The organism is Telluria sp. AIW5, assembly GCF_056680575.1.
On the sequence record NZ_CM155289.1, the window covers coordinates 1128963 to 1151116 of the forward strand.

The 22154-nt window shown below is 62.7% G+C and carries 13 protein-coding genes and 4 tRNA genes; 16 read left to right on the forward strand and 1 reads right to left on the reverse strand.

Going from position 1 to position 22154, the window contains the following annotated elements; all coding sequences use genetic code 11:
• The first annotated feature begins 80 nt into the window (after nucleotides 1–80).
• From AC1MEM_RS05020 to AC1MEM_RS05030, 3 genes are all read left to right on the forward strand, one after another.
• The gene (locus AC1MEM_RS05020) at nucleotides 81–998 is read left to right on the forward strand and encodes a J domain-containing protein (protein ID WP_499475729.1); all 918 of its coding nucleotides are present in this window, start codon (nucleotides 81–83) and stop codon (nucleotides 996–998) included.
• 385 nt (nucleotides 999–1383) lie between these two features.
• A complete protein-coding gene (locus tag AC1MEM_RS05025; protein WP_499475730.1) occupies nucleotides 1384–3003 on the forward strand; it encodes a response regulator in 1620 nt (539 codons plus the stop codon).
• 121 nt (nucleotides 3004–3124) lie between these two features.
• The gene (locus tag AC1MEM_RS05030; protein WP_499475731.1) at nucleotides 3125–4609 is read left to right on the forward strand and encodes an HDOD domain-containing protein; all 1485 of its coding nucleotides are present in this window, start codon (nucleotides 3125–3127) and stop codon (nucleotides 4607–4609) included.
• On the opposite strand, the gene AC1MEM_RS05035 is transcribed toward AC1MEM_RS05030, so the two are convergent.
• A complete protein-coding gene (locus AC1MEM_RS05035) occupies nucleotides 4572–7835 on the reverse strand; it encodes a bifunctional diguanylate cyclase/phosphodiesterase (RefSeq protein ID WP_499475732.1) in 3264 nt (1087 codons plus the stop codon). The genes AC1MEM_RS05030 and AC1MEM_RS05035 overlap by 38 nt on opposite strands.
• Before the next feature lie 222 nt (nucleotides 7836–8057).
• On the opposite strand from AC1MEM_RS05035, the gene AC1MEM_RS05040 reads away from it, so the two are divergent.
• The 13 genes from AC1MEM_RS05040 to rpoC all read left to right on the forward strand — a co-directional run bounded on the left by AC1MEM_RS05040 (nucleotide 8058) and on the right by rpoC (nucleotide 22124).
• Nucleotides 8058–8142: transfer RNA gene (locus AC1MEM_RS05040), tRNA-Tyr, on the forward strand.
• Nucleotides 8143–8180: 38 nt separating this feature from the next.
• A tRNA-Gly gene (locus tag AC1MEM_RS05045) sits at nucleotides 8181–8254 on the forward strand.
• 36 nt (nucleotides 8255–8290) lie between these two features.
• Nucleotides 8291–8365: transfer RNA gene (locus tag AC1MEM_RS05050), tRNA-Thr, on the forward strand.
• A gap of 77 nt (nucleotides 8366–8442) precedes the next feature.
• The gene (gene tuf, locus AC1MEM_RS05055) at nucleotides 8443–9633 is read left to right on the forward strand and encodes an elongation factor Tu (RefSeq protein WP_499475733.1); all 1191 of its coding nucleotides are present in this window, start codon (nucleotides 8443–8445) and stop codon (nucleotides 9631–9633) included.
• Between the two features lie 110 nt (nucleotides 9634–9743).
• Nucleotides 9744–9819: transfer RNA gene (locus tag AC1MEM_RS05060), tRNA-Trp, on the forward strand.
• A 36-nt stretch (nucleotides 9820–9855) separates the two neighbouring features.
• Complete coding sequence (gene secE, locus AC1MEM_RS05065; RefSeq protein WP_499475734.1) at nucleotides 9856–10245, forward strand: preprotein translocase subunit SecE; 390 nt, start codon at nucleotides 9856–9858, stop codon at nucleotides 10243–10245.
• Nucleotides 10245–10886: a transcription termination/antitermination protein NusG gene (nusG, locus tag AC1MEM_RS05070; RefSeq protein ID WP_499475736.1), complete on the forward strand. Its 642-nt coding sequence runs from the start codon at nucleotides 10245–10247 to the stop codon at nucleotides 10884–10886. The genes secE and nusG overlap by 1 nt, the downstream gene beginning before the upstream one ends.
• A gap of 110 nt (nucleotides 10887–10996) precedes the next feature.
• The gene (gene rplK, locus AC1MEM_RS05075) at nucleotides 10997–11428 is read left to right on the forward strand and encodes a 50S ribosomal protein L11 (RefSeq protein WP_499475737.1); all 432 of its coding nucleotides are present in this window, start codon (nucleotides 10997–10999) and stop codon (nucleotides 11426–11428) included.
• Entirely contained in the window at nucleotides 11428–12126 is a 699-nt protein-coding gene (gene rplA / locus AC1MEM_RS05080) for a 50S ribosomal protein L1 (RefSeq protein WP_499475738.1), read from the forward strand. Before rplK ends, rplA begins: the two co-directional genes overlap by 1 nt.
• A gap of 276 nt (nucleotides 12127–12402) precedes the next feature.
• Complete coding sequence (gene rplJ / locus AC1MEM_RS05085) at nucleotides 12403–12933, forward strand: 50S ribosomal protein L10 (protein ID WP_499475740.1); 531 nt, start codon at nucleotides 12403–12405, stop codon at nucleotides 12931–12933.
• Between the two features lie 64 nt (nucleotides 12934–12997).
• Nucleotides 12998–13372: a 50S ribosomal protein L7/L12 gene (rplL, locus tag AC1MEM_RS05090; RefSeq protein WP_499475742.1), complete on the forward strand. Its 375-nt coding sequence runs from the start codon at nucleotides 12998–13000 to the stop codon at nucleotides 13370–13372.
• A gap of 283 nt (nucleotides 13373–13655) precedes the next feature.
• Nucleotides 13656–17765 (forward strand): DNA-directed RNA polymerase subunit beta, encoded by a 4110-nt coding sequence (gene rpoB, locus AC1MEM_RS05095; protein ID WP_499475744.1) that lies wholly within the window; start codon nucleotides 13656–13658, stop codon nucleotides 17763–17765.
• Between the two features lie 108 nt (nucleotides 17766–17873).
• Nucleotides 17874–22124 carry a DNA-directed RNA polymerase subunit beta' gene (rpoC, locus tag AC1MEM_RS05100; RefSeq protein WP_499475745.1) on the forward strand — a complete coding sequence of 1417 codons (4251 nt, stop codon included), beginning with the start codon at nucleotides 17874–17876 and terminating at the stop codon, nucleotides 22122–22124.
• The last annotated feature ends 30 nt before the right edge of the window (nucleotides 22125–22154 follow it).

A 22154-nucleotide genomic window follows, 5' to 3' on the forward strand; every position in this document is an offset into this window, starting at 1 on the left:
CAGGTCGACCAGACTGCAGACATCGGCTGGCCGCCCGGCCAGCCTCCGGGACCGCTGAAATCCCCACCAGAACCCGCACCATGGCCAAGATTCACACGCATTACGACAACCTGAAGGTGGCGCGCGGCGCGCCGCAGGAAGTCGTGCGTGCGGCCTACAAGGCGCTCAGCCAGAAATACCATCCCGACAAGAACCAGGGCGACGAAAAGGCCGCCCGCATCATGGCGATTGTCAACACCGCCTACAACACCCTGTCCGACCCCGTGCGCCGCAAGGAGCACGACGAGTGGATCGCGGCCGAGGAATGGGAAGTCGAGTGGCTCGAGAGCAGCGGCGAGGAGACGCCCCGTGCGCGCGGCGACAACTGGGAATCGCCGCCGCCGCCGCGTCGTCATCGGCGCCTGCTGCGCGAACCGCGCTGGTGGCTCGGCCTGCTTGGCGGTGCGGCGCTGGGCGGCCTGTGCGTCCTGCTGCTGGTGCAGCAGCCGCGCTTGCTGCCGACCGCGCTCGCGTTTTCCGGCAAGCCCGAGCAGCCCGCCGCGGCGACCTCGGTTCCCGGCCCCGACCCGGACGCCTGGGCCATGCCGGCCGGGGCGAAAACGCCGCCTGCCGTCGTAAAAGCCCTGGCCGTGACCCAGCTGATGGTGCCGGCACGCCAGCCCGAGTGCGATACCGATCTGGCCACCCCGTCCGCGCCGAACGGCGAGTCCTGGCCGGAGCAGTCCGGCTATATCCCTGGCTACCCGCTGGGCAATAGCGGGCGCGAAATGACGGTCGTGGTGGACAACAGCGCCAACGCGACACCCGTGTTCGTCAAAATCTACGACCTCGAACGCCACGCGAACGTGCGCCACGCCTATGTGCTGGGCAACGGCACGCTGACCATCGATGGCCTTGCCGCCGGCAAGTACGAGGTGCGCTACCAGAACGTGGTTGGCAATGCCGCGCGCGCCGATTGCGCCAACCGGGCGGCCCGGCGCGCGGACGCGGGGTTTTAAACCGGAGGCGGACGTGGGGCTGTTGCCTGCCTTGTCCGTGGTGTTTTGAATCCGCGTGGGCACGAGTACCCACCCTACGGTCGACCGTAGTGGCGAGCTCAAGCGAAACCCGGACCAGCTAAGGTTTCCCGGAGGGGAGGCACTCCGTGCCCACGCGGATTTCGCACACCGATAACGCCACGCCGACGGGCTTCGCGGCCTGGGCCAACCCACGCACGGTCAACTTTCAAGTCTGAATTCTCACCAACTGTTGCTTTTTCCCACCTGCAACCCGCTTTTCCGCAAGCCACCACCCAATTCAGTTAATTTGTTCCCCCGCCGTAATATACTCATCCGGCAGCGGCCAGCGTAGCCGCACCTGCCGCCGGCCCAATGGAAACACGCCATGAACGAATTAGACGGCCTCACTGCACTGCTCATCGAGCCCCACTCCGGCATGCGGGCCAACATCCACAGCATGCTCAACATGTGCGGCCTGACCCGCATCGAGCACGCCAGCAGCGCCAATCAGGCCGTCAAGCAACTGACGCTGCGCAGCTTCGACCTGGTGCTCTGCGAATACGACCTGGAAGGCGGCCAGGATGGCCAGCAGCTGCTCGAGGATTTACGTCACCACAAACTTGTGTCGCTGGCGACGATGTTCTTCATGGTCACGGCCGAGGGCGACTACGGCAAGGTCGTCAGCGCGGCCGAACTGGCCCCGACCGACTACATCCTGAAACCGTTTACGGCCGACCGCCTGCTCGAGCGCGTCGCGCGCGCGCTGGACAAGAGAAACGTCTTCCTGCCCGTGTACCGCCTGATGGAGGCGGGCGCCCAGCACGAGGCGATCGAAGCCTGCATCGCAGGAGAAACGGCGCACCCGCGCCATGCCGTCGACTTCCTGCGCCTGCGCGCCGAGCTGCACCTGTTTTTGGGAGAGACCGCCCAGGCCGAACCCATCTACCGCCAGCTTGCCGCAAGCCGTGCCATCGCCTGGGCGCGCCTGGGATTGGCCAAGACCCTGTACCTGCGCGAACAGTACGAGGAAGCGGGCAGCCTGTTGACCGACCTGGTGCAGACCAACACGAATTTCGTCGACGCCTACGACTGGCTGGCGCGCACCCACACGGCGATGGGCGAACTGGATAAATCGCAGGAAGTGCTGGGGCGCGCGGTGGCCGTTTCTCCCCACGCCGTGCGGCGCCTGCGCACCCTGGGCGAAGTCGCCTTCGAGGCGGGCGACGACGACACCGCCGAAAAGGTGCTGAAACAGGTGGTCGCCAAAGCAAAATATTCGGAATTCCGCGACCCCGAAGACCACGTCAAACTGGTGCGCACCCTGGTGCGCAAGGGCGATCCGGTGGCGGCCGCCTCGGTGATCCGCGACCTCGACCGCTCGATGGGCGGCAAAAGCCACGCCGACGCTTGCAGCGCGATCTCGTCGGCGCTGCTGCACGAGTACACCGGCAACGAAGAGCGCCTGCTGGAATCCCTGAATGCCGCGGTGGCGGCCAGCAGCGACTTGCCGGGCATGTCGGCCGACCTGAAACTCGAACTCGCGCGCAGCTGCCTGGCGCACGACATGGCCGAGGGCGCGACCAGCCTCGTGCGCGACGTCATGCGCAATGCGGCCGACGCCACCGCGATGGACCGGGCGATGAGCGTCATGGCCCAGGCCGGCCACGCGGAACTGGGTACGGTACTGGCCCAGGAAACGCGCCAGCACGTGGTCGACCTGGTCGCCGGCGGCGCCGAGCGCGCGCGCAGCGGAGATTACGCGGGCGCCGTCACCCTGATGCAGGAAGCGGCGCAGCGCATGCCGGGCAACTCGCAAGTGGCGTTCAATGCCGCGCTGGCGCTGCTGCGCTGCCTGGAACACACCGGCTGGGACGACAAGCTCGGCCTGCAGGCCCTGAGCCAGATGGCCGCCGTGCGCCGCCTCGATCCGCGCAACCCGAAGCTGGCCGCGCTCACGGCGCTGCACCAGACGGTCCTCAAAAAATACAAGAAGTCCCACAAATAAATTGGCGCACGCGCCCGGAAAGCCAGGTTAATACCAGATGTCAGAAGCAAGGACAGTAGCAACAGCGGCGGGAGCGCAGCCGCTCGACGAAGGCGCAGCCCGCCGCGTGCGTGCGGGATTGATGCAAAAAGTGAATGGCGACGAAGAGATGTTCGCCCTCGGCGGCTCGATCGCCAGGGTGATCGAACTGGTCGATTCCGACGAGCCGGGCCCGCACGATCTCGCCTATTTCGTCCTGTCCGACGTGGCACTGACCCAGCGCATCCTGCGCCTGTCGAACACGGTCCGCTACCGCACGGTCTCCGGCACGGCCGTCACCACCGTCTCGCGCGCGATTGCGCTGCTCGGTTTCGACAACGTGAAAACCACCGCGCTGGCGATGCTGCTGGTCGACACCCTCGACAACGGCGCCCATGCCGGCAGCGTGCGCGTGGAGCTGGAGGCGGCCCTGTGCGCCAGCCTGGTCGGGCGCGAGATGGCGAAGCTGTCGTTCTACCAGGGCGCCGAGGAAGCGGCGATCGGCGCGCTGTTCAAGAACCTGGGCGCCTTGCTGGTGGCATCGCACGAGCACGCGCGCTACCGCGAAATCAAGCAGCTGACGGCCGGTGGCAAGCACACGCCGGCGCAAGCCTCGCAGATGATCCTCGGTTGCAGCTACGACACCTTGTCGGCGGCGGTGCTGGCCGAGTGGAAAATCCCGGACGTGATCGTGCGCGCCCAGGCCACGCTGCCCTCCAGCCTCTTGAAAACGGCCGCCAGCCGCGCCGAATGGATGCGCCAGGTCGCTTCGTTCAGCCTGGAGGTGGCAAGCCTGCTGGGCCGCAGCGACGACCCGGCCGGCATGCCGGAAGCGCGCGCGCTGCTGGCGCGCTACGGCGCCGCCTTCGAACTCGACGAGAAAGGGCTGGAGCGCCTGTTCACGAATGTCGCCGAAGGTATGCAGGGCCTCATGGAAAGCATGAATTTGCAGCCGCTCCCGAAGCCCGAACCGGAACCAGGGGAGGGCCTGCCCGACGTGCTGGTGCTGGCCACGCTGGACGCCGGCGAAGACGAGGAGGGCGCTTATCCGAGCGGCAAACCGAAGAACGCGCGCGAGCTGCTGCTGGCCGGGGTGCAGGACGTGACCCAGTTGCGCGCCGGCGGCAAGGCGCGCGTCAACGACGTCATCCTGGCCGTGCTCGAAACGCTGTACCGGGCGCTCGGCTTCAGGTTCGCCACCGTCTGTTTAAAGGATGCGCGCGCCGGGCAGTACCGCGCCCGCGTCTCGTTCGGGCCGGAACAGGCGCGGGTGCAGGCCGGGTTCGCATTCCCGGTGCCGGCCGGCGGCGCGCGCGACGTGTTCGCCCTCGCCATGGAGAACGACGCCGACCTGATGATTTCGGATGCGGCCAGCATTAAAATCCGCGAACTGCTGCCGTCCTGGCACCGCGCCCTGCTGCCGGACGCGAAGAGTTTTATTGTGCTGCCGCTGGTGGTGGGCAAGGCGCAGCTGGGATTTTTCTATGCCGACCGCGCGCACGGTGCGCCGGAAGGCGTGCCGCCGGATGAGACGGCGATGATCCGCGCCCTCAAGCGTCAGGTACTGGCTGCACTTGCCGCCGGATGAATTCGCGGAATTCCTGCGCCGGCATCGGCCGCGCGAACAGGTAACCCTGCGCCTCGTCGCCGTGCTTGTCGCGTAAAAAGCCCCATTGCGCGTGGGTTTCGACCCCTTCGGCGACCACTGTCAATCCGAGCGAATGGGCGAGGCCGATGGTGGCGGCGACGATCACCGCATCGTTCGGATTGTGCTCGATATCTTTCACAAAACCGCGGTCGATCTTGATGCGGTCGATCGCGAACAGTTTTAGATACGCCAGCGACGAATAACCGGTGCCGAAATCGTCGATCGCCAGTTTGAAGCCGCGCGTGCGCAGCTGGCGCAGCAGCTGGCGCGTCGCTTCCGGGTCGCGCATCGCGGCCGTTTCCGTGATCTCCAGTTCCATCAGCGCCGGGTCGATCCCGTAATGCGCCACCAGCTCGTCCAGGCGCGCCAGCAGCGTGCCGCCCGAGAACTGGCGCGCCGACAGGTTCACGGCCAGGCGCAAGTCTTCCAGTCCCTCGCGCTGCCATTGCGCCAACAAGGCCATCGTCTGGGCCAGCACCCAGTCGCCGAGCGGCACGATCATCCCGCTTTCCTCGGCCACTGGAATAAAACGGCTCGGTTCGACGCTGCCCAGTTCCTGGTCGTTCCAGCGCAGCAGCACCTCGGCGCCGATCACGCGGCCGGTGTCGAGTTCGACTTGCGCCTGCAAATACAGCTCGAAGCCCTCGGCATGCAGCGCGCCCCACATGCGGTTTTCCAGCAGCAGGTGCTCGTGGGTGGCCGCGTTCATCTCGGGCGAGAAAAACTGGAAATTGCCGCGTCCCTCGCGCTTGGCCACGTACATCGCCATGTCGGCGTGGCGGATCAGGGTGGCGGCGTCTTCGCCATCGTCCGGGAACAGCGCCACGCCGACGCTGCAGCCGCTGTGGGCGGTGGCGCCATTGAGCTGATAGGGCTGCGACAGCGACTCGACCACGCGCACCGCGACGCTGGTGACGCTGTCCGGCGTGAGCGGGCCGGCCAGCACGATGATGAATTCGTCGCCGCCCAGGCGCGCCAGCGTGTCGACTTCGCGCAGCAGGTCCTTCATGCGCTCGGCCGCGCCGACGAGCAGCTTGTCGCCGGCCGCGTGGCCGAGCGAATCGTTGATCTTTTTAAAATGGTCGAGGTCGATGAACAGCACCGCCGCCGGCTCGCCGTGGCGGCGCGCGCTGGCCAGTTGCTGCTCGAGGCGCACGTTCAGCGCAAAGCGGTTTTCCAGGCCGGTGAGGGCGTCGTGGTGGGCCAGCCGGTAGATGCGCTCCTGCGCGCGCTGCTGCTCCGTCAGGTCGCGCAGGATGCAGACGAAAATCGCCTCCCGCCCCATCAGCACCGGCGCCACCGAGATCGACAGCGGCACCGCCTCGCCGCGCGCATTGCGGCCCGCGAGCACGCATTCCTCGGGCGGCGCCGTGGCCAGGCGCGCCAGTTCCGCGCCCGCGTCGCGCCCGGGACCGGTGGCACCGGTGGGAACGAGCGCACTGAAGGACAGGCCGTTCAGGTGCGGCGGCGGGTAGCCGAACAGGCGCGCGGTGGCGGCGTTGGCCGATACCAGGATGCCGTGGGCGTCGACCGTGATGATGGCGTCGGCCGCATTGTCGAGGACCGCCTCGAGCCGCGCTTCGCGGTCGCGCAGGCGCGCCGTGCGGTCGGCCACCTGCTCCTCGATCACGGCGCGCTCGCCGCTGATGAGCAGCATCAGCGCGCCCAGCAGCCCGGTCATCAGCAAGCCGGCCGAGAGCACCATCCAGCTGCCGGCGCCGGTCTCGGCGGCCATGTAGTCGGCCGTCGGCCGGAAGCTGAGCTGGTAGCTGCGCCCTGCGAACGACAGGCCGACCCGGTAATCGTCGCGCTGCGGCTGGCCCAGGCTGCCCGCCACCGGCAGCGCGGCGCCGTCGGTGACGTCGATCATGGCCGCTCTGAAACCGCCGAAGCCCGAGCGCACGATCGCCTGCTGCAGCAGCTGCTGGGCATTGAGCACGAAGATCACCACCCCGGCCGGCGGCCCCTCTCCCTCGCCAACGGCGCGCAGCAGGCTGATACCGAGTCCGGGTGCGGACAGCAGCGCGAAGGGTTCGGACGCGACCGGCCTGCGCGACGCCGTGGCCCGGGCGGCCACGCTGGCGCGCCCGGGCGCGGCCAGGAAGTCGACCCCGCGGATGAAGTTGTTCGCCGACGGCCAGATGTAGAGCACCGGCAGGTAGGCCTCGCGCTCGCCGGCCGGCACCAGGCGCCGCGCCTCGTCCATGTCGGAAATGCCCTTGAAGTGCGGGTCGACCGTGCGCCGCACCCAGTCCTCGAAGCCGGCGCGCTCGGCGGCGGTCACCGGCACCGCCCAGTTCACGCCCTGGATCTCCGGTCGGCCATCGGCATAGCCGTCGGCGATGCGCAGGAACTTGTCGCGCGCGAGGATGTGCTCGGTGTCGGCCAGCGTACGGGCAAAGGTGCCGACAAAGCGCACGTGCTCGTTGAACTCGGCCTGCAGCATGTCGGCCGTCTGCTGCGCCTTCAAACGGTAGGGCTGCAGGTGCTGCTCGTGCTCCCAGCCGAGAGACAGGCGGTAGATCGTGACCACGGCGGTGCTCGCCACCAGCAGCGGCACGGCCACCAGCGCCGCGCGCCGGCGCCACAGCCGGCGTGGCGAGCCGCAGACGATCCAGCACAGGGGCGCGGCCAGCAGCACGCCAAGGGTGTCGCCCGCCCACCAGGCAAACCAGAAGCGCAGCTGCGCGACTTCCTCGAAAGCACCCAGCCAGTACAGCGAGGGTACCGACACGGTGGCGCTGGCCAGGCAGACGATGGGCGTGAGCAGCAGGAAAGCCAGCACGTCGTGGCCGGAGTCGATGGCCGGGCGCATGTGGCGGCGGAACAGGCGCGCCCCGAGCCAGGCCTGCAGGGTCGCGCCGACGGCGGCGCCCAGGGTCGCCAGCAGGGCGCTCGATTCGGACAGCGCCGGATTGGTGGCGTGCAGGGGAAAGGCGGCCAGGCCGGCGCCGAGGGCGACCGCCGGCAGCACGCGCATGCCGCCCGCGGTGGCCATGGCCAGGCCGATCCCGGCCGGCGGGAACAGCGGCAGCGCATACCCGGCCGGCAAGGACAGCCAGTTGTTCAGCAATCGCATGGCCAGATAGGCCGCGACGATCGACAGGCCGGCAATGAGGATCTGCGGCCAGCTCCAACGGGGGTAGTGGGGCGCCTTGCTGTCCATGTGCGAGAGTCTTTACATGCCTGAGGCATACAGTACTCCAGCACACGGCCGTGCGGCGCGCCGCTCGTACGGCAACCGGCGTAAAAAAGAACCTTGCAGATTCCTACCCCTAACGGTTACAATCACGCCCCGAAGCAACGCTGCTATTTGAGCCAGGTAAGTGTAGTTGGTACAAATAGTTGACAGCATGTTGAGCTTGCTTCATACTCTGCGGTTCTTCGCGGTGGGGTGGCCGAGTGGTTAAAGGCAGCAGACTGTAAATCTGCCCTCTCTGAGTACGCTGGTTCGAATCCAGCCCCCACCACCAAATGAAGAAGTCGTGAAGTCGAATTGAAGTTGTACCTCGCGGGTGTAGCTCAATGGTAGAGCAGAAGCCTTCCAAGCTTACGACGAGGGTTCGATTCCCTTCACCCGCTCCAGTAAATTGTGCCGCAGCTTGTGCGGTGCAAACATCAGCCCTTTTAGCTCAGTGGTAGAGCACTCCCTTGGTAAGGGAGAGGCCACGTGTTCAATCCACGTAAAGGGCACCAGAATTTAAGCACGGCAGTCCGCAGCATTGTCCGTCAGGTGTGCCTGGTAATTCTCAAAATATCGTTAGGAGTCTCAAATGGCAAAAGGTAAATTCGAGCGGACCAAGCCGCACGTCAACGTCGGTACCATCGGACACGTTGACCACGGCAAGACCACGCTGACCGCAGCAATCGCTACCGTCCTGTCGAAGAAATTCGGCGGCGAAGCTAAAGCATACGACCAGATCGATGCAGCTCCGGAAGAGAAGGCACGCGGCATCACCATCAACACCGCGCACGTCGAGTACGAGACCGAAAACCGTCACTACGCACACGTTGACTGCCCAGGCCACGCCGACTACATCAAGAACATGATTACCGGTGCTGCGCAGATGGACGGCGCGATCCTGGTGTGCTCGGCCGCCGACGGCCCAATGCCACAGACCCGCGAGCACATCCTGCTGGCGCGTCAGGTTGGCGTTCCGTACATCATCGTGTTCCTGAACAAGTGCGACCTGGTCGACGACGAAGAGCTGCTGGAACTGGTCGAAATGGAAGTGCGTGAGTTGCTTTCGAAGTACGAGTTCCCAGGCGACGACCTGCCAATCATCAAGGGTTCGGCACGTATGGCCCTCGAAGGCAAACCAGGTCCAATGGGCGAAGACTGCATCATCGCGCTGGCAAATGCCCTCGACACCTACATCCCGACGCCAGAGCGCGCTGTTGACGGCGCCTTCCTGATGCCAGTGGAAGACGTGTTCTCGATCTCGGGTCGCGGCACCGTCGTTACCGGTCGCGTTGAGCGCGGTATCGTCAAGGTCGGCGAAGAAATCGAAATCGTCGGCATCATCGACACCGTCAAGACGACTTGCACCGGCGTGGAAATGTTCCGCAAGCTGCTGGACCAGGGTCAAGCTGGCGACAACGTCGGCCTGCTGCTGCGCGGCACCAAGCGTGAAGATGTCCAGCGTGGTCAGGTCCTGGCAAAGCCAGGTTCGATCAAGCCGCACAACCACTTCACCGGCGAGATCTACGTTCTGTCGAAAGATGAAGGCGGCCGTCACACCCCGTTCTTCAACAACTACCGTCCGCAGTTCTACTTCCGTACCACCGACGTGACCGGCTCGATCGAGCTGCCAGCGGACAAGGAAATGGTCATGCCAGGCGATAACGTGTCGATCACCGTCAAGCTGATCAACCCGATCGCGATGGAAGAAGGCCTGCGCTTCGCAATCCGCGAAGGCGGTCGTACCGTCGGCGCCGGCGTGGTTGCAAAAATCATTGCCTAAGCAATAAGCAGTGTGTAGGTCCGAAGAGGTGGCGCCAACCACCTCTTCAAAAACATTCTCCGGCATGCGCGTGTATGCTGTAGAATGCGCGATTCAGCTGAAGTCTTCGTAGGGGTGTAGCTCAATTGGCAGAGCGTCGGTCTCCAAAACCGAAGGTCGCGGGTTCGATTCCCTCCGCCCCTGCCACCGAATTCTGGTGCGCAGCACCGAAAGTAAAGAAGAATGTCTAATCAATCCGTGCAAACCGTTAGCACCTCGAATGACAAGTTTAAGGTGATCCTGGCGGTGGTTGCCGCGATTGCAGGCGTAATCGGGTTCTTTTACCTGAAAGGCCAGAACAAACCAGCCTTGGTCGCCGGCGGCGCCCTCTTGGCTGGTTTAGTTTTTGCTCTCCTGCTTTTGTGGGCTTCCACTACCGGTCGTGAGTTCCTGAACTTCGCCAAAGAGTCCGTTCGCGAAACCAAGAAAGTCGTCTGGCCGACCCGCAAGGAAGCAACCACGATCACGATGATCGTCTTTGCCTTCGTGGTCGTCATGGCGATCTTCCTGTGGGGCACGGATAAGCTGTTGGAATTCCTGCTGTACGACCTGATCCTGGGGTGGAAACAATAATGAACGAAAATGTGCAAGACAATGCGCCGGACGAAGTTCCGGCGTCTGACGCTGGCGATTTGACTCCGGACGCGCCGCAGGGCGCCGCCCCCGTGAGCGTCCCGGTCAGCAACAAGCGCTGGTACGTCGTTCATGTCTACTCGGGTATGGAAAAGAGCGTCATGCGCGCCCTGACCGAGCGCATCGAGCGCGGCGGCATGAGCGAGCAGTTCGGCCAGATCCTGGTCCCGACCGAAGAAGTCGTGGAAGTCAAGAACGGCACCAAATCGGTGACCGAGCGCCGCTTCTTCCCTGGCTACGTGCTGGTCGAGATGGAGATGACCGACGAGACCTGGCACCTGGTCAAGAACACCAGCAAGGTCACCGGTTTCATCGGCGGCAAATCGAACAAGCCAACCCCGATTCCAGCGCGCGAGATCGACAAGATCATGCAGCAGGTCCAGGAAGGCGTCGAGAAGCCACGGCCGAAAGTGCTGTACGAAGTGGGCGAGCAGGTCCGGATCAAGGAGGGCCCGTTCACCGACTTCAACGGCAACGTCGAGGAAGTGAATTACGAAAAATCGAAGGTGCGTGTGACTGTCACCATCTTCGGCCGCGCAACTCCGGTGGAACTGGAGTTCGGGCAGGTAGAAAAAGTTTAAACGCAATAATCGGAGCGTCGCAGCAGCAAGGCGGAATCCGGTAAGAGGAGCCCCGCCGAGCGAGTAGTCGCGGTGGGGCGCTACTACTCAAAGCCAATTAGGAGCCACTCATGGCAAAGAAGATTATTGGTTTTATCAAGCTGCAAGTTGCAGCTGGTAAAGCAAACCCATCCCCACCGATCGGCCCAGCACTGGGTCAGCGCGGCCTGAACATCATGGAATTCTGCAAGGCGTTCAACGCCCAGACCCAGGGTCTCGAGCCAGGCATGCCGATCCCGGTCGTGATCACCGCGTTCGCCGACAAGTCCTTCACCTTCGTGATGAAGACGCCTCCGGCAACCTACCTGATCAAGAAAGCTGCCGGCATCACCAAAGGTTCGCCGAAGCCACATACCGACAAGGTTGGCACGCTGAGCCGCGCCCAGGCTGAAGAGATCGCAAAAACCAAGCAGCCGGACCTGACCGCCGCCGACATGGACGCCGCAGTGCGTATCATCGCCGGCTCGGCACGTTCGATGGGCATCACGGTGGAGGGTGTGTAATGGCTAAGATTTCCAAGCGCGTCAAAGAAATGAAAGCGAAAGTCGACCGTAACAAGGTCTACGCCTTCGACAACGCAGTATCGCTGGTCAAGGAATTCGCCACCGCCAAGTTCAACGAGTCGATCGACGTGTCGATCCAGTTGGGCGTGGATCCGAAGAAGTCGGACCAGGTCGTTCGCGGTTCGGTCGTCCTGCCAGCAGGCACCGGCAAGACCGTGCGCGTCGCTGTCTTCGCTTCGGGCGACAAGGCTGAAGCTGCCAAAGCAGCCGGCGCCGACATCGTCGGCATGGAAGACCTGGCTGAGATGGTTAAAGCCGGCAACATGCCGTTCGACATCGTCATCGCTTCGCCAGACACCATGCGTATCGTCGGTACCCTGGGCCAGATCCTGGGCCCACGCGGCCTGATGCCTAACCCGAAGGTCGGCACCGTCACCCCTGACGTCGCTACCGCGGTGAAGAACGCCAAAGCCGGTCAGGTCCAGTACCGTACCGACAAGGCAGGTATCATCCACGCAACGATCGGCCGCAAGTCGTTCGCTGACGCCGACCTGCAAGCCAACCTGGCTGCACTGCTCGACGCGCTGAACAAGGCCAAGCCGGCCACTTCGAAGGGCGTGTACCTGCGCAAGGTCGCGATCTCGTCGACGATGGGCGCGGGCGTCCGTGTCGATCACGCTTCGATCGCCGCTGCTTAAGCATTAAAAGAATCAAGTCCCCGCAAAACACCAGCGGGGCGCATCTTTGGGCTGTCGGAGCAAGAACACCGCTCCGGCAGGCAATCAAAGACCGTTGGGCCGGGAGCAGTGGGTGGGCACCTGGTTAATACATCACCCAACGCAGATGGTGTACCCGAACAAGTTTTGTAGTCCATGCTGCGTGAATTCATCCGCGTTAGTTTGACTTCTTAACTTCGGACGCCGTGTTCGAACCGATGCGAACGCTTTTGTTCGCATTAATTAAGGAGATTGACCGTGGGTCTTAATCTGAATGACAAAAAGGCCGTCGTCGAAGAAGTGAGCGCGAAAGTAGCATCCGCGCAAACGATCGTCGTGGCCGAGTACCGTGGCATCCAGGTTAGTCACTTGACGAAACTCCGTGCAACCGCACGTGCCCAGGGTGTGTACCTGCGTGTTCTGAAGAACACGCTGGCGCGCCGCTCTGTCGAAGGCACGCAGTTTGCCCAACTGGCTGACGCCATGACCGGTCCGCTGATCTATTCGATCTCGGACGACGCCGTTGCAGCAGCGAAAGTCATCAACGACTTCGCCAAAACCAACGACAAACTGGTCGTGAAAGCCGGTAACTACGCAGGTAAGCCGCTCGACGTAGCTGGTGTTACCGCGTTGGCAAGCATCCCATCCCGTGAAGTCCTCATCGCGCAGCTGTTGGGCGTGATGCTGGCTCCGGTGTCGGGCTTTGCACGTGGCTTGGCTGCCCTGGCAGCGAAAAAAGGCGAAGGTTCGGAAGCTGCTCCTGCAGCCGAAGAAACCGCTGCAGCGTAAGCGCAGCCCTTTTTTCTCAAGTAACTGATCTGTACTACAAACACACACAAATCTGGAGTTTCAAATGGCAATTAGCAAAGACGATATCCTGAACGCAGTGAGCGAAATGTCCGTCATGGACCTGAACGACCTGGTCAAGGCATTCGAAGAGAAGTTCGGCGTGTCGGCAGCTGCAATGGCAGCACCGGCAGCTGGCGGCGGCGCTACTGCTGCTGCTGCTGAAGAGCAGACCGAGTTCAACGTCGTTCTGACCGAAATCGGCGCGAACAAAGTCGGCGTCATCAAAGCCGTCCGCGAAATCACCGGTCTGGGCCTGAAAGAAGCCAAGGACGTGGTCGACGGTGCACCAAAGACCGTCAAGGAAGCCATGCCTAAAGCTGACGCTGAAGCCGCCAAGAAGAAGCTGGAAGATGCAGGCGCCAAGGCAGAACTGAAGTAATCAAAAGCAATGGGCATCGCAAGGTGCCCAAAGCCTGAGTCAAAGCTTGCAAGCCCCGTCGGAAGGCGGTGCTGCGGCTTTGGCTCTTTTGTCGTCCCTACGGCAAACGTAATTCCTGGCACGACCGCGGTACCGCAAGAACGCATCACCGCAGCAATGTAGCACAGCAGTCGCTAGTCCTTTTCATCTGATGGAACAGCAAGAGACTTGAGGCCTTGTATGTGGTCGCTCCACCACTGGCAATCTCTGAATTCTCATCCTTTCTGTCACTCACGGAGTGTCCATGCACTACTCATTTACTGAGAAGAAACGCATTCGCAAGTCGTTCGCGAAGCGCGCCAACGTTCACAACGTTCCATATCTTCTGGCTACCCAGCTTGAATCCTACGAGAATTTCCTGCAGGCGGATGCTGGTCCATCCGTCCGCAAGAACGAAGGCCTGCAGTCGGCTTTCAGCTCGATCTTCCCGATCGTGTCGCACAACGGCTTCGCACGTCTCGAATTCCTGTCCTACGTGCTGGGCGACCCCGCGTTTGACGTCAAGGAATGCCAACAGCGTGGCCTGACCTTCGCTTCCCCGCTGCGCGCCAAGGTGCGTCTGGTGATCCTGGACAAGGAATCGCCAACCAAGCCGGTCGTCAAGGAAATGAAAGAGCAGGAAGTGTACATGGGCGAATTGCCGCTCATGACCGCCAACGGTTCCTTCGTCATCAACGGCACCGAGCGCGTCATCGTCTCGCAGCTGCACCGTTCCCCGGGCGTGTTCTTCGAGCACGACCGCGGCAAGACGCACTCGTCGGGCAAGCTGCTGTTCTCGGCACGCATCATTCCTTACCGCGGCTCGTGGCTGGACTTCGAGTTCGACCCGAAGGACATCCTGTTCTTCCGCGTCGACCGCCGCCGCAAGATGCCGGTCACGATCCTGCTCAAAGCCATTGGCATGACGCCGGAACAGATTCTGGCGAACTTCTTCGTGTTCGACAACTTCAACCTGCGCTCGGAAGGCGGGGAAATCGAATTCGTGGCCGAGCGCCTGCGCGGCGAAGTTGCGCGCTTCGACATCGTCGATCCGAAGACCGGCAAGACCATCGTCACCAAGGACAAGCGCATCAATGCCAAGCATGTGCGCGACATCGAAGCGGCCGGCATCAAGGCTATTTCGGTTCCTGAAGACTACCTGATCGGCCGCATCGTCGCCCGCAACATCGTCGACGCCGACACCGGCGAGATCATCGCCTCGGCCAACGACGAGCTGACCGACGAGCTGCTGGGCAAACTGCGCGACGCCGACGTCGACGCGATCCAGACCCTGTACACGAACGACCTCGACCAGGGCGGTTACATCTCGCAAACCCTGCGTACCGACGACACCGCCGACCAGATGGCCGCGCGCGTGGCGATCTACCGCATGATGCGTCCTGGCGAACCGCCAACCGAAGAGTCGGTCGAGGCCCTGTTCAACGGCCTGTTCTACAGCCCTGAGCGCTACGACCTGTCGGCTGTCGGCCGCATGAAGTTCAACCGCCGTATCGGCCGCGACGAACTCGTCGGCGCCATGACGCTGTCGAACGAAGACATCCTGGCCGTGATCAAGATCCTGGTTGAGCTGCGCAATGGCCGCGGCGAAGTCGACGACATCGATCACCTGGGTAACCGTCGCGTGCGTTGCGTGGGCGAACTGGCCGAAAACCAGTTCCGCGCCGGCCTCGTGCGTGTCGAGCGTGCAGTCAAGGAACGCCTCGGCCAGGCCGAAGCGGACAACCTGATGCCGCATGACCTGATCAACAGCAAGCCGATCTCGGCCGCGATCCGCGAATTCTTCGGTTCGTCCCAGCTGTCGCAGTTCATGGACCAGACCAACCCGCTGTCGGAAATCACGCACAAGCGTCGTGTTTCCGCACTGGGACCGGGCGGTTTGACCCGCGAACGCGCCGGCTTCGAGGTGCGCGACGTGCACCCGACCCACTACGGCCGCGTCTGCCCGATCGAAACGCCTGAAGGCCCGAACATCGGCCTGATCAACTCGCTGGCCCTGTACGCCCGCCTGAACGAATACGGCTTCCTGGAAACCCCGTACCGCAAGGTCGAAGGTTCGAAGGTCACCGACAAGATCGATTACCTGTCCGCCATCGAAGAAGGCCGCTACATCATCGCCCAGGCGAATGCAGCGATCAACGAAGAAGGCCAGCTGGTCGACGAACTGGTCTCGGCACGTGAAGCCGGCGAAACGATCCTGGTCTCGCCAGAGCGCATCCAGTACATGGACGTGGCGCCTGGCCAGATCGTCTCGGTCGCAGCGTCGCTGATTCCGTTCCTCGAGCACGATGACGCGAACCGTGCACTGATGGGCGCGAACATGCAGCGCCAGGCCGTGCCTTGCCTGCGTCCTGAAAAGGCGCTGGTCGGTACCGGTATCGAGCGTACCGTCGCGGTCGACTCGGGCACCACCGTGCAGGCTGTGCGTGGCGGCGTCGTCGATTACATCGACGCGGGCCGTGTGGTTATTCGTGTCAACGACGACGAAGCCCTTGCCGGCGAAGTCGGTGTCGACATCTACAACCTGATCAAGTACACCCGTTCGAACCAGAACACCAACATCAACCAGCGTCCGATCGTGCAGGTTGGCGACCGCGTTGCCCGTGGCGACGTGATTGCCGACGGCGCATCGACCGACCTGGGCGAACTGGCCCTGGGCCAGAACATGCTGGTCGCGTTCATGCCGTGGAACGGCCTGAACTTCGAGGACTCGATCCTGATCTCGGAAAACGTCGTCAAGGACGACCGTTACACCTCGATCCACATCGAAGAGCTGTCGGTTGTCGCGCGCGACACCAAGCTCGGCGCGGAAGAAATCACCCGCGACATCTCGAACCTGGCTGAAAACCAGCTGGCGCGCCTGGATGAATCGGGCATCGTCTACATCGGCGCCGAAGTCACCGCCGGCGACGTGCTGGTCGGTAAAGTCACGCCGAAGGGCGAGACGCAACTGACGCCGGAAGAGAAGCTGCTGCGCGCGATCTTCGGCGAAAAAGCGTCGGACGTGAAAGACACCTCGCTGCGCGTGCCTTCGGGCATGGTCGGCACCGTGATCGACGTGCAAGTGTTTACCCGCGAAGGCATCACCCGCGACAAGCGTGCACAGCAGATCATCGACGACGAGCTGAAGCGTTTCCGCCTGGACCTGAACGACCAGATGCGTATCGTGGAGGGCGACGCCTTCCAGCGTCTGGAGCGTATGCTGGTAGGTAAGGTTGTCAACGGCGGCCCTAAGAAGCTGGCGAAAGGTGCGGTTATTACGTCGGAATACCTGGCTGACCTGGACAAGTTCCACTGGTTCGACATCCGTCCAGCCGACGACGAAAGCGCCAACGCACTCGAGGCGATCAAGGAATCGATCAACGAGAAGCGTCACCAGTACGACCTGGCCTTCGAAGAGAAGCGCAAGAAGCTGACGCAAGGCGACGAGCTGCAGCCTGGCGTGCAAAAGATGGTCAAGGTCTACCTGGCCGTCAAGCGCCGCCTGCAGTCGGGCGACAAGATGGCGGGTCGCCACGGTAACAAGGGTGTGGTCTCGCGTATCGTGCCGGTGGAAGACATGCCGTTCATGGCGGACGGCACCCCAGCCGACGTCGTGCTGAACCCGCTGGGCGTTCCGTCGCGTATGAACGTCGGCCAGATCCTCGAAACCCACCTCGGTTGGGCGGCGAAGGGCCTGGGCCTGCGTATCGGCGAAATGCTGCAGAAGCAGGCAGCGGTCGAAGAAGTCCGCGGCTTCCTGGGCCAGGTCTACAACGAGACCGGCAAGAAGGAAGACCTCGACAGCTTCAGCGATGAAGAAATCATGGGCCTGGCCGGCAACCTGAAGAAGGGTGTGCCGTTTGCAACGCCGGTCTTCGACGGCGCGCACGAAACCGAGATCCATCGCATGCTGGACCTGGCTTACCCGGACCAGATTGCCAAGCACCTCGGCATGACGCCTTCGAAGAACCAGGTCACCATGTACGACGGCCGCACCGGCGAAGCGTTCGAGCGCAAGGTCACCGTTGGCTACATGCACATGCTCAAGCTGCACCACCTGGTCGACGACAAGATGCACGCGCGTTCGACCGGTCCGTACTCGCTGGTGACGCAGCAGCCACTGGGCGGTAAAGCCCAGTTCGGCGGCCAGCGCTTCGGTGAGATGGAGGTGTGGGCACTGGAAGCGTACGGCGCATCGTACGTGCTGCAGGAAATGCTGACTGTGAAGTCGGATGACGTGAATGGCCGTACCAAGGTGTACGAGAACCTGGTCAAGGGCGACCACGTGATCGACGCCGGTATGCCTGAATCGTTCAACGTGCTGGTCAAGGAAATCCGCTCGCTGGGTATCGATATCGACCTCGAGCGTAACTAAGAAGGAAAAGGGGAGGGGGAGTCTTTCCCTTTTCCTGAATACCGCTTGGTTTGAGGCGTCTGCGTATCGGCGCCTCGCAATGAAATTTAGTCACCTCTGGAGTGATACATGAAAGCACTGCTCGATCTATTCAAGCAAGTACAGCAAAACGAGAGCTTCGACGCCATCAAGATTGGCCTGGCGTCGCCCGAAAAAATTCGTTCGTGGTCGTTCGGTGAAGTCAAGAAACCCGAGACCATCAACTACCGTACCTTCAAGCCTGAGCGTGACGGCCTGTTCTGCGCCAAGATCTTTGGCCCGATCAAGGATTACGAATGCCTGTGCGGTAAGTACAAGCGCCTGAAGCACCGCGGCGTCATCTGCGAAAAGTGCGGCGTCGAAGTCACGCTCGCCAAAGTGCGCCGTGAACGCATGGGTCACATCGAACTGGCGTCGCCAACCGCGCACATCTGGTTCCTGAAATCGCTGCCGTCGCGCCTGGGCATGGTCCTGGACATGACGCTGCGGGACATCGAACGCGTTCTGTATTTCGAAGCATACGTCGTGACCGATCCTGGCATGACCCCGCTGAAGAAGTGCCAGATCATGTCGGAAGACGATTACGCCGCCAAGTACGAAGAGTACGGCGACGACTTCACCGCCTACATGGGCGCGGAAGGTATCCGTGAACTGCTGCGCTCGATCGACATCCACCGCGATGCCGAAGCCCTGCGCGTGGAACTGAAGGAATCGAAGTCCGAAGCGAAGATCAAGAAATACGCCAAGCGCCTGAAAGTGCTCGAGGCATTCCAGCGTTCGGGCATCAAGCCGGACTGGATGATCATGGAAGTGCTCCCGGTCCTGCCGCCGGAGCTGCGTCCGCTCGTCCCGCTGGACGGCGGCCGTTTCGCGACCTCCGACCTGAACGACCTGTATCGCCGCGTCATCAACCGTAATAACCGCCTGAAGCGCCTGATGGAACTGCGCGCGCCGGAAATCATTACGCGTAACGAAAAGCGCATGCTGCAGGAAGCAGTGGACTCGCTGCTGGACAACGGCCGTCGCGGCAAAGCGATGACCGGCGCCAACAAGCGTCCGCTGAAGTCGCTGGCCGAGATGATCAAGGGTAAGGGCGGTCGTTTCCGTCAGAACTTGCTCGGTAAACGCGTCGACTACTCGGGCCGTTCGGTCATCGTGGTCGGTCCACAGCTGAAACTGCACCAGTGCGGCCTGCCGAAGCTGATGGCCCTGGAACTGTTCAAGCCATTCATCTTCAACAAGCTCGAACTGATGGGTCTGGCTACGACCATCAAGGCGGCGAAGAAGCTGGTCGAGATCCAGGAACCGGTCGTGTGGGACATCCTCGAAGATGTCATCAAAGAACACCCGATCATGCTGAACCGTGCACCAACCCTGCACCGTCTCGGTATCCAGGCGTTCGAGCCGGTCCTGATCGAAGGCAAGGCCATCCAGCTGCACCCACTCGTCTGCGCGGCGTTCAACGCCGACTTCGACGGTGACCAGATGGCTGTCCACGTCCCGCTGTCGATCGAAGCGCAGATGGAAGCGCGTACGCTGATGCTGGCGTCGAACAACATCCTGTTCCCATCGAACGGCGAACCGTCGATCGTGCCGTCCCAGGATATCGTGCTGGGTCTGTACTACGCATCGCGCGAGGCGATCAACGCCAAGGGCGAAGGCATGATGTTCCCGGACGTGTCGGAAGTCATCCGCGCGTACGACAACAAGGAAGTCGAACTGGCGACCCGCATCACCGTGCGTATCGTCGAATACCCACGCGTTGCCGGCAGCGAAGAGTTCGAGCGCACCGTCACGCGTTACGAGACCACCGTCGGCCGCGCGATCCTGTCCGAGATCCTGCCGAAAGGCCTGCCGTTCAGCGTGCTGAACCGCTCGCTGAAGAAGAAGGAAATCTCGAAGCTGATCAACACGTCGTTCCGCAAGTGCGGCCTGCGTGCGACCGTCGTGTTTGCCGACAAGCTGATGCAGTCGGGCTTCCGCCTGGCGACGCGCGCCGGTATCTCGATCGCCGTCGACGACATGAAGATCCCGGACGTCAAGAAGGGCATGATCGCGACCGCCGAAGCGGAAGTGAAGCAGATCGAGCAGCAGTACAGCTCGGGCCTGGTCACCGCCGGCGAGCGTTACAACAAGGTCGTCGACATCTGGGGCAAGACCTCGGACGAAGTCGGCAAGGCCATGATGGACCAGCTGAAAGTCGAGCCGGTCACCCGTCGCGACGGCACCCAAGGCACGCAGGAATCGTTCAACGCCATTTACATGATGGCCGACTCGGGCGCCCGCGGTTCGGCAGCCCAGATTCGCCAGCTGGCCGGTATGCGCGGCCTGATGGCGAAACCGGACGGTTCGATCATTGAAACGCCGATTACGGCGAACTTCCGTGAAGGCCTGAACGTGTTGCAGTACTTCATCTCGACGCACGGCGCCCGTAAGGGTCTGGCCGACACCGCGCTGAAGACCGCAAACTCGGGTTACCTGACCCGCCGCCTGGTCGACGTGACCCAGGACCTGGTGGTGATCGAGGACGACTGCGGTACCAGCAACGGTACGCACATGAAGGCGATGGTCGAAGGTGGTGAAGTCATCGAAGCCCTGCGCGACCGTATCCTCGGCCGCGTGACGGGCCAGGATGTCGTCAATCCCGAGACCCAGGAAACCGTGTACCCGGCCGGCACGCTGCTGGACGAAGACATGGTCGAAGAGATCGAGCGCCTCGGCATCGACGAAGTCAAGGTCCGCACCCCGCTGAACTGCGACACGCGCTACGGCCTGTGCGCACATTGCTACGGACGCGACCTCGGCCGCGGTTCGATGGTCAACAGCGGCGAAGCAGTCGGCGTCGTGGCAGCACAGTCGATCGGTGAGCCGGGTACCCAGCTGACCATGCGTACCTTCCACATCGGTGGTGCGGCATCGCGTGCGGCAGTGGCCTCGTCGGTCGAAGCCAAGTCGAACGGCACGATTCGCTTCACCGCGACGATGCGTTACGTCACCAACGGCAAGGGTTCGCAGATCGTCATCTCGCGTTCGGGCGAAGTCCTGATCACGGACGACCATGGCCGCGAGCGCGAGCGCCACAAGGTGCCGTACGGCGCGACCCTGATCGTCAAGGACGGCATGGCTGTGAAAGCCGGTACCGCCCTGGCAACCTGGGATCCGCTGACCCGTCCGATCATTACCGAGTACGCCGGTACGATCCGCTTCGAGAACGTGGAAGAGGGCGTCACCGTCGCTCGCCAGGTCGACGATGTGACCGGTCTGTCGACCCTGGTCGCGATCGATCCGAAGCGTCGTGGCTCGGCCGGTAAAGTGCTGCGTCCGCAGGTCAAACTGCTGAACGAACAGAACCAGGAAGTCAAGATTGCCGGCACCGAACACGCCGTGGCCATCGGTTTCCAGGTTGGCGCGCTGATCATGGTGAAGGACGGTCAATCCGTCTCGGTGGGTGAAGTGCTGGCACGTATCCCGACCGAATCGCAGAAGACCCGCGACATTACCGGTGGTCTGCCACGCGTTGCCGAGCTGTTCGAAGCACGTTCGCCGAAAGACGCGGGCATGCTGGCCGAAGTCACCGGTACGGTGGCCTTCGGTAAGGAAACGAAGGGCAAGCAGCGTCTGGAAATCACGGACATGGACGGCAACAAGCACGAGTTCCTGATTACCAAGGACAAGCAAGTGCTGGTCCACGATGGTCAGGTCGTGAACAAGGGCGAGATGATCGTCGACGGTCCGGCCGATCCGCAGGACATCCTGCGCCTGCTGGGTATCGAAGCGCTGGCCCGTTACATCGTCGACGAAGTGCAGGACGTCTACCGTCTGCAGGGCGTCAAGATTAACGACAAGCACATCGAAGTGATCGTGCGTCAGATGCTGCGCCGTGTGGCGATCGTCGAAGCCGGCGACACCGACTACATCGTCGGCGAGCAGGTCGAGCGTTCGGAGCTGCTGGAAGAGAACGACCGCATGGAAGCCGCGGGCAAACTGCAGGCAACCTACGAAAACGTTCTGCTGGGTATTACCAAGGCATCGCTGTCGACCGATTCGTTCATCTCGGCCGCATCGTTCCAGGAAACCACCCGCGTGCTGACCGAAGCGGCGATCATGGGCAAGCGCGACGGCCTGCGCGGCCTGAAGGAAAACGTCATCGTCGGCCGCCTGATTCCTGGCGGTACCGGTCTGGCATTCCACCGCGCCCGCAAAGAGAAGGAAGTGTGGGAGGCGGAAGAGCGCCAGGCACTGCTGCAGCAGGAGAAGGCCAATATGGCGGCTGAGCTGCAGGCGATGGAAGACCAGCAGAATGCGGCGGCTCCGGTCGAGCATCATGGTGATGGCGAGTAATCGCTTCAGCTAGCTGAACAAGACGGCACC